Below are 7,261 nucleotides of genomic sequence, written 5' to 3' on the forward strand. Positions count from 1 at the left end.
TAGCGTGTTCACGCTACGATCTGAGACATGCCGACTCAAGAGGGAACCCGGATCACCACCGCGCTGGAAGCGACCTGGGCCGCGTTCCAGAAGCACCACCCCGACCTTCCAGACGTCGTGATGATCACCGGCACGGGTACGCAGGGGCGGAACAAGAAGCGGCCGTCCTGGGGGCACCACACGGCGGACCGGTGGCTGGACGCGGCGGCCGGCGGCCGCCGGGCGGAGCTGTTCATCTCCGGCGAGGCCATCGCCGTAGGCGGGCAGATGGTGGTGGAGACCGCACTGCACGAGGCCGCGCACGCGCTCGCGGCCGCCCGGGGCATCCGGGACACCTCGTGTGCGGGCCGCTGGCACAACCGCAAGTTCGCGGCCCTGGCCGAGGAGCTGGGGCTGGAGCCGCCGAAGCGGGCGGAGAAGGTCATCGGCTTCTCGGAGGCCCTGATCACCGCCGCCACGGTCAGCCGGTACGCGTCCGTCATCAGGAAGTTGGACGCCGCCGCCCTGGCCCGGATCGAGGCCCCCGACGAGGACAAGGACCAGGAGCAGGACGAGGACGGGAAGAAGGAGGGCCCGCGCGGCGGGAAGGGCCGGGCGGGTAAGCGCCTGGCCGTGGCGTGCGAGTGCGACCCGCCCCGCCGGATGCAGGTCACCCCCAAGCTGTTGGAGGGCGGGGCGATCCTGTGCGGGGAGTGCCGAGAGCCGTTCGAGGCCGAGGAGTCCGCCGACGACGCCGAGCCGGACGAGGCCGCCGCATGAGCGAGCCGACCCCCGCGGTTCCCTGGGACCGCCTGGCCGCCGACCCGGCGACCGCCGCCCGGTACGAGGCGAAGGTGTACCGCGGCCCCGGCCCGACGCCGTGCCACTGGTGGCTCGGGGCCATCAGCGACTCCGGGCACGGGAAACTCCGGGCGGGCAGCCGCCCGGCGGGCACCTCCCGCGTGGTGTCGGCCCACGTGCTCGGGTTCGTCATCTGCCACGGCGCGGCCGCACTGCGGAACGGCGCCGTGGTCCGGCACACCTGCGACGAGAGCAGCTGTCAGAACCCGGACCACTGGCTGGCGGGGGAGCGGCTGCAGAACATCGTGGACTACGCGGCCCGCCGGGGGCTCACCGGTCACGCGCTCGCGGACGTGCGGGGCGCGGCGGGGCGGGCGGTCGCCGTACGGGACGCGATCCTGGCCGCCGAGCCGGGCGCGGAGTCCGCCGCCATCGCGGCCGCGCTCGCGGCCGGCCACCCCTCGGGGGAGCACCAGGACACCCTCTGGTGAAGGCCATTTCATAGCGTGGACATGCTGTAGTAGGTCGGGGCTCACCGGTTCCGCTTCGTCCCGCCGGGCGGTCGAGGCCGACGCCAGTTCAGAGCGTGTCCACGCTATGGCGTGCGGGGTGGACCGGCCCGCCGTAGCGGTTGCCGTACGGGCCGCCGCCGTGGGCGGTTCAAAGCGTGGACACGCTACGGCGTGCGGGCGGCCGGGGGCCGGTTTCGCGGACCGCGCGAGGGTCCGCCGGGCGTGCGGTTCACAGCATGTCCACGCTAGACCGTCCGCCGTTCGCGGCCGCCGGCCACCCGGGCGACGCCGCCGCCGAAAAACACGCTTGGTAACAGTCGAGGCCCGCCCCCAGTCCGGGGGTCGGGCCTCATGTCGTCTGTGGCGCAGCCTACCGGGCGCCCACCGGTCGCGGTCAACACTTGCGAGAGGGGCACCCTCTCGCGCTCTCCCGATCCCTGGCTGATGTCTCCCTGCGTCCTTCCCTCGTCTCCCCTTGCTGTCCTCCCTTGCTTGCCCTTGTCGATCTCCTCTCCCATCTGCCTACTTGCCCTCTCCACCCCCTTCTCTTCCCGGATCTTGAAACCTGAGCTACCTACTAACTTCAACACACCCTTGCATTACCATCCGATGGCCCGTACCGTGATCACATGACCGCTACTGTGAGCCCGGGATCAGACCCGGGATACCTCATGAACGCGGTCGGTCGCGGCGGTGAGCACTACTACCTGAAGTCCATCGAGCAGGCCGGAGAACCGGCCGGGATCTGGCTCGGGAGCGCCGCAAACGATCTTGGTCTGACTGGTGAAGTCGACCATGAGCTGATGAGCGACATGTACTCGAAGTTCACGCACCCGGGCCTCCACGCGGAAGTCCGGGCGTCACTCTCTGCGATCACGGCCGAGCCCGGATCGGACGAGTACAACGCCCAGGTGGCAGCCATCTACGACGAGGCCCGGGTGGGCCGGAAGCCGTACGACTACACCAAGTCGACGGAGGAGAAGGTGGAGGCCGCGCTGGAGAAGCTGGGGCCGGATTCGACGCCCGAGCAGCGCCGCGCGGCGGAGCTGAAGGTGCGCCAGAACGCCCCCTCCAGCCGGTCGTACTACGACGTCACGTTCTCCGCGCCGAAGTCGTACAGCCTGCTGCACGCCGGGTTCCAGATCGAGGCCGCGCGGCTCCGCGAGGCCGGGGACCTGGAGGGCGCGGCCGCCGCCGCAGAGAAGGCCGATCAGGTCTGGGAGTGCCTGATGGAGGGCGTCCAGGCCGGGCTGGAATTCCTGGAGGAAGAGGCCGGGTACGCCCGCGACGGACGCCACGGTGCGAAGGACCCGGACGGGGCCCCGATGGGCCGCCAGGTCGACGCGCACGCGTGGACGATCGCTTCGTTCCGGCAGCACACCAGCCGCGATTCCGACCCGCAGCTGCACATCCACAACGCGATCTGGAACCGCGTGGAATCCTCGTCCGTCGACCCCGTGACCGGCGAAGTCACGTCGAAGTGGCTCACCATCGACGGACAGGAGATCTACCGGCACACCAAGGCCGCCGGACACATCTTCGAGAAGGTGTCGGACGAGGCCCTGTACCGCAAGATGGGCTTTCGCGTGGCCACCCGCCCGGACGGCATGGCCCGCGAGATCGTCGGCATCTCCGAGGAGAAGCGCGACAAGTACAGCTCCCGCCGGCGGACCATCACCAAGGGCACCGCCGAGCTGGCCAAGGCGTACGAGGAGCGGACCGGCCGCGCGCCGGGCGCCCACGAGCTGGCCCGCATGGCGCAGTGGGTCAACCTGACCGAGCGGAAGAACAAGGTGGAAGCCGTCCCGCGCGAGCAGCTGCTGGAGCGCTGGGAGGCCGACATGGTGGCCGACACCCGCGAGTCGCTGGCCGACATTCCAGCGCAGGTGGAACGCGCGACCGCCGAACTGGAACGCGACGGACGTACGCTGGAATCGGGCCTGGAATTCGACCCGACGAAGGTCGTGCAGCAGGCCATCGAGAACGCCCAGGACCAGAAGTCGACGTGGCGTCGAGGCGACCTGATCGTGGAGATCACCAAGGAACTTCCGGACTGTCTCGGAGGGCTGGAACGCCACCAGGTGACCGCCCTCGTCAACGAGCTGGCCGACGCCGCCCTGCAGCCCGGAGCCGACACGGCCGTGGTCCGGCTGACCGCCCGCAACCTCGTCCCGCTCCCCCCGGAGCTGTGCCGCGAGGACGGGCTGTCGGTCTACGCCCGCCACGGCGCCCGCCGGTACGCCACGGAGGCCCACCTGGAGCGGGAGGGCCGCATCATCGCCAAGGCCACCGAGCTGGGCGCCCCCGCCGTGGGCCGCGAGGCGATCGAGGCGGCCGTGGCCGGCGCCGGGCTGAACGAGGGACAGGAGAAGGCGTTCCGCTCCATCCTGGCCAGCGGCCGCCGCATGGAGGTCGTGGCCGCCCCCGCTGGAACTGGAAAGAGCCGCCTGGCGGGCGCGATCCACGACGTCTGGACGCAGGAATGCGGCCCCGTGATCGGTCTCACCGTCAGCCAGCGCGCCGCCCGCGTGCTGTCCGACGAGGGCGTGGAGAACGCCGCGAACATCGCGAAGTTCCTGGACACCAACCGCCGGATGGAATCGGGCACCGCGGTGTCGGACGAGGACCGGAACGCCTGCCAGCTCCGGCCGGGCCAGCTGATCCTGGTGGACGAGGCGTCCATGGCCGAGACGGGCCAGCTGGACGAGATCCGCCGGTACGCCGACCTGGCCGGGGCGAAGGTGCTGTACGTGGGCGACAACGCCCAGCTCAGCAGCGTGGGCAGCGGCGGGGTGTTCTCCCAGCTGACCGAGGATCTGCCGAACGTCCACCGCCTGGACGAGGTGATGCGCTTCAACTCTGAGTGGGAGAAGGAGGCGTCCCTGAAGCTCCGCAAGGGCGAGGTGGACGTGCTCGCGGAGTACGAGACCCGCGGCCGTCTGCGCGCTGGAACGCGCGAGGAGATGGTGGAAGCCTCGTACCAGTCTTGGCTGGTCGACCACACGGGCGGGAAGGACGCGGTACTCATCGCGCCGACCACGGCCCAGGCCGACGAGCTGGCCGCCCGCGCCCGCGCCGACCTCGTTCGGCTCGGGGAGGTCGAGGCGGACGGTATCGAGCTGGACGGGCGCGGCCTCACGGTCGGCAAGGGCGACATGATCCAGCTCCGGGACAACAACCGCCGTCTGACCAGCACGTCCGGCGACCGCTTCGCCACCAACCGCGATGTGGTCAAGGTGCTGGGCATCGCGGAGGACGGCTCCGTGACCGCCGCCTACGACGACGGGGACACCGTGACCCTGCCGTCCTCGTACGTGCAGAAGCACGTGGACCTGGCGTACGCGGGCACGATCCATTCCACCCAGGGCCGGACCGTTGGAACGGCCCACTCCTACTGGGACGGCTCCGGTTCGCGGGAGGCGTTCTACGTCGCGATGACGCGCGGCCGCGAGGCGAACACCGCGTACATGTCCACGGACATGCCGGGCGTGCCCGAGGAGCAGCGGCCCGAGCCGATGACCCTCTTCAAGCAGACCCTGGAGAATTCCAGCGTCGAGAAGTCCGCGACGCAGGTGCAGCGCGAGGAGCTGGAATGGTCCAGCTCCCTGGCGAAGCACTCGTACGAGCTGGAAGACCTGTCGACCAAGGACGCGGAGAAGAAGTTCGGCCGGGTCCTGTTCGAGAAGCTGGGCGACAAGTTCGCGAAGGTCCGCGACAGCGAGGCGTACGGCTCCCTCATCCGTCTGGGCCGCAGCGCCGAGGCCGCCGGCCACGACGCCATGGAGATGATGCGCAGCATCACCGGGGGCGACCTGGCCGACGCCAAGGACGTGGCGAAGGTGCTGCACTGGCGGGCGGAGCGGGAGCTGGAGGCCGCCGACCGGCGCCAGGTCCAGGCGGACGAGGCCCGCGTGCGCGAGGCCGTCGAGACTCAGGAACGCACGGTCAACGACCTGATGGCCGAGCTGTCCGTGGCGCCCGTCGCCCACGTGGACCGGGCGATCAGCGAGGAGGCGCAGGCCGAGGCGATGCGGCAGGCCGAGGCCATGTCGCAGGCTCCGGTCCTGGCCTGGAACGGCAGCCAGGAGGACGCCCTGGCCGCGCAGCAGGCGGTCATCGGGGCGCAGGTCATCGACCCGATGGAGACCCAGCGGGCAGCGGAGGCCGCAGCGTTCGAGCAGGCGCGGCAGCAGGAAGCGATGAACCAGGCCATGGCCATGTCGCTGGGCGCCGAGGTGCTGCACGGCGGGCAGGAGTCGCAGGAGCGGGCCCGCATCGTGGAGGAGCGCCAGGCCGCCGCCGAGGAGCGCGCCGACTGGCGGAACCGGGCCGCCGAGATCGAGGGCCCGGAAGGCGAGTACGCCCGGGGCGTCGCGGAGCTGGCCGAGCAGAAGCGCCTGGAACTGGGGCAGCAGCTGTTGGAACAGGCCGAGGCCGGCGAGCTGCCGCAGTGGGCGCAGAAGCTGGGACCGGTCCCCGAGGACCCGACCTGGCGGGAGCGCTGGATCGAGCGGGCCGGGTCCGTCGCCGCGTACCGCGAGGCGCACCAGCACGAGAACGAGCGCGACGCGATCGGCCAGCGGCCGGGCCGCGGTGCGGTCGACGTCCGCCAGGACTGGGACCGGGCGTACCGCGCGCTGGGCGAGCCCGAGGACCGGATGGAGCTGGTCGGAGCGTCGGACGCCACGCTGCGGCGCATGGTCGAGCGGTACGACCGCGAAACCGAGTGGGCGCCGCCGCACGTCGCCGGGCAGCTCCGCGAGGTCAGCGAGTCCCTGTCGGACGCCGAGCGCGAGTCGGTCCAGACGTACATCAAGGCGATGGAGGCCGAGACGCCCGAGCAGGCGCAGGAGCTGCAGGAGGCCGTCGAGGGGTACGAGGCCCTGACCGCTTCGCTTGCCGAGGACCGCGAGAAGCTGGAAAAGGTGCACGAGGCACGGCAGGCGTGGCACGAGCACACCGAGCCGACGCGCGAGCAGGCGCAGGAGGCACAGCGCCAGCTGGAACTCCGGGCGCCCGAGCCGGAGCCCGTGGAACTGCCGGAGGACGTGCAGCCGGCCGCCGTGGAACCGGAGCTGGAACAGGAGCGCCAGGCCGAGCGCGCCCGCGTGCAGCAGGAGCAGGAAGCCGAGCAGATGCGGCAGCACTACGAGGCCGAGGCCCTGCGTCAGTCGCGCGAGCGGGCCCACGAGACCGCGCCGAAGCTCACGGGCGAGGAGCTGCAGGAAGCCGTCCGGACCGCCGGGCGGGCAACGGAGATCCTGGCCGACCGCGAGCAGACGCAGCAGATGGAGGAGGCCGAGCGGACCCGCCGCGACGAACCCCAGGTCGTCCAGGCGCCCGAGCCGCCCGCGGCCGAACTCCGGCGGGGCCGCGAGGTCGAGATGTAACCGGGGGCACATCCCCGGCGAGGGGCGGACTGCCACCAGGCGGTCCGCCCCTTCTCCGTTGTCGAGTGCGGGTGAGGGAAGACGCGGGGCTCTGCCCCACACCCCGGCCACCCTGCGGAGGGGGTGGGGGGCACGGCTTGGTGGGTGCGGGTTGTGGGTGGTGGAGATGGTGGTGGGTCGCGGTGCGGCCCCCTCGTCGGACGGCACCCGAGGGCAGCACACCGCCCGCCGGCCATCCAGGACGCCTACGGCGCCGCCTTCGGCGGTCGGGCAAGCCCGATCCTGGACAGCCGACGAACGGCGCACTGGACTGAAGTCTGCCGCCCAACGAGGGAACCACCCCGCTCAGCCCGGACGTACGGCGCGGCCGTGAGGGCGGAACCTCTGGCACCGTGTCAGTCCCCGCGGCTACCTTCGTTCCATGGCCAGCAGCAGCGAGCACGGCGGGCACGGCCCCCGGCGCCTCCATCAGTCGATCGGTGACGTACTGCGGACGCCCGAGCGGCCGCAGCCGGCGGCCGGGACGACTCCCCAGTGGCCTGGCCACGAGTACGGCCCGACGCCCGTTCCAGCGAAGGC

At 71.6% G+C, this 7,261-nt stretch carries 3 protein-coding genes; all 3 read left to right on the top strand.

Going from position 1 to position 7,261, the window contains the following annotated elements; genetic code table 11:
* The first annotated feature begins 27 nt into the window (after positions 1 to 27).
* The 3 genes from ACSHXC_RS43590 to mobF all read left to right on the top strand — a co-directional run bounded on the left by ACSHXC_RS43590 (position 28) and on the right by mobF (position 6,682).
* Positions 28 to 759: a hypothetical protein gene (locus tag ACSHXC_RS43590; protein WP_166625872.1), complete on the top strand. Its 732-nt coding sequence runs from the start codon at positions 28 to 30 to the stop codon at positions 757 to 759.
* On the top strand, positions 756 to 1,271 hold the full coding sequence (locus ACSHXC_RS43595; RefSeq protein ID WP_166625873.1) for a hypothetical protein: 516 nt from the start codon (positions 756 to 758) through the stop codon (positions 1,269 to 1,271). The genes ACSHXC_RS43590 and ACSHXC_RS43595 overlap by 4 nt, the downstream gene beginning before the upstream one ends.
* A gap of 650 nt (positions 1,272 to 1,921) precedes the next feature.
* Positions 1,922 to 6,682, top strand: a complete 4,761-nt coding sequence (gene mobF / locus ACSHXC_RS43600) for a MobF family relaxase (protein WP_438297973.1) — start codon at positions 1,922 to 1,924, stop codon at positions 6,680 to 6,682.
* The last annotated feature ends 579 nt before the right edge of the window (positions 6,683 to 7,261 follow it).

The organism is Streptomyces sp. HUAS TT7 (genome assembly GCF_051550175.1).
GTDB lineage: Bacteria > Actinomycetota > Actinomycetes > Streptomycetales > Streptomycetaceae > Streptomyces.